Here is a 1865-nt window from a genome sequence, read left to right on the forward strand (position 1 = left end):
GCTATCTTAAAAACCCAGAGCAGGCCTTTTTGGCAGGGTTAAACCTTGGAAAAAAGTATGACCTTGGCCATTTAAGCAGTCTAACCAATAAGGCAGGAAGCCTATACAATAGCCTCATTGAGAACAAGTATTACAAATTTGGCACAGCCTTAGCGGGAAAGGATGTGTGGGGGAATAAGCTTTCCTGGGAAGAAAGGCTTGCTGGATTAAAGAGCTACCAGAGGAATTCTGACTGGAACAATAAGTTTGGGGATGTGGTTGAGGGGATAATCTGGAAGAAGAATATAAACCTGCCAAAGATAGACCTGCCGAAGATAGGGCTTCCTAATATAGATTTGGGGGATATTGACTTTAAGACAATGGGATTGGATGGCATTGCAAACTATGCAATAAATCTGGGAGCAAAGACAGAAGGTGGGATAGGAGGGGTATTGGATAAGCTATGGGATTCATTTAAGGAGCTATTCCAGAGCAAAGGGGTTACAAAGGATGATGTAGAAAATAATATAAGGGATAAATTAAAAAAAGAAGAACTCCGAGCAAAATTTGATAAGGCTTTTGATCCAAATAAAGATGCCAGATTAAACAATCATTCTGCTGATGCTATATCTATGAAAGAATTTATAGAGTATACTAAAGGAAAAACCTTTTCTGAGCTCCAGCATGAAGTAGATCAAGGAACTGCGGGTGACAGTAGTGCAGGAGGACCAAATTATAAATACCGATATGTAATTGATCCCGCTAATCCTAAAAGAGTGATAGATATGCGACACTTTTTAGTGGTTGGTCCTAAAGGTGAAGGATTTGGATGGGCAATAGAACTTCTTCAATCTTTACCTATAATAGGTGATCCTAATAGTGCATGGGATCCTCAAGATCTCTTTTCTAATGCTTTAGGTGCAGAGTTCTTTAAAAAGCACTATAATTCTAATTCTGGAATTTCATTTTCCAAGCAATTAAAAGAATTCTTTGATTGGTGGGGAAGAAAATAATGAATCGTGGAGTTAAAAGCCGATGAAGTTAATAGGGATAAGTTTAATAAGTTTAGTATTAGTGGTAATAGGAGGGATTTATATATACTTAGGAGCAGTAGATGCTGAAGCTCGAAGGGTTGAAAGAAAAATGAAAATGTTAAATCTTGAAATAAGCAAGGAAGATGCTTTAAAAATAATGGGAGAAAATAAGCCTATTTCTTCACATAAATTTAGTAAGAAGGGAAAAGATTACGAAGTGTTCTACTTCAAATCTAGAAAACTTGCCTCAACGGGAAATTATTTTGTAGTTAATGGAAACGGATTGGTTAAAGAAATTGTTTCTGGGAACTATAGGAAGAAAAAGTTCAATAGCTATCTGGGAAAATGAAGCCTTTAAGGAAATAGTAGAGCGAGGTCCCCATATTATTTATAAAAAGTGAGGTGAATTTATAATGTCAGTAGGCTGTTATTTGGTTTCATCAATCACCCCTGATGAGATGGCACATCTTCTAAGGGATATGCTCTTCCCTGACTTTCAAATTCAAAAAAGGTATAGCAGCTACCGTGATACAGAGGAGTATTGGGTTATAAGAAAAGATATTTCTTTTCCTTATAAAAGCGGTGAGATAGGGGCTGGCAATGAGATAAGTTTATTTAATAACCTTTTTCCTAAAGGATGTCATAATATTGGATGGATTCTTTCTCCAGACGAATCAAAAGAACAGGTATATGGATCAATAACTAATCAAGACATAGACTATCTTTATAAGCTTGCATCTTTATTAAACACAGAGCTTCTCTTTGAGGACGATGAGCATTGTAATGAATCCTTAATCGTTGCTACGATAAACCCTGAGTATGAAGAAGGTAAAAATATTCCAAAGATGTTAT

3 protein-coding genes are annotated in these 1865 nt (G+C 36.2%); all 3 read left to right on the top strand.

Annotated features, from left to right (window positions below; translation table 11 throughout):
• On the top strand, positions 1 to 992 hold a 992-nt coding region (locus AB1630_12890), incomplete at its 5' end, for a hypothetical protein (GenBank protein ID MEW6104686.1).
• Between the two features lie 22 nt (positions 993 to 1014).
• Entirely contained in the window at positions 1015 to 1362 is a 348-nt protein-coding gene (locus AB1630_12895) for a hypothetical protein (protein MEW6104687.1), read from the top strand.
• Between the two features lie 64 nt (positions 1363 to 1426).
• A partial coding sequence (locus AB1630_12900) for a hypothetical protein (GenBank protein ID MEW6104688.1) occupies positions 1427 to 1865 on the top strand: 439 nt, incomplete at its 3' end.

This window comes from bacterium (assembly GCA_040753555.1).
In the GTDB taxonomy this organism is placed as follows: Bacteria; UBA9089; UBA9088; order UBA9088; family UBA9088; genus JBFLYE01.

Excerpts from the sequence above, each read along its gene's own strand:
- AB1630_12895 (MEW6104687.1), top strand. The coding sequence starts at position 1,015 with ATGAAGTTAATAGGGATAAGTTTAATAAGTTTAGTATTAGTGGTAATA.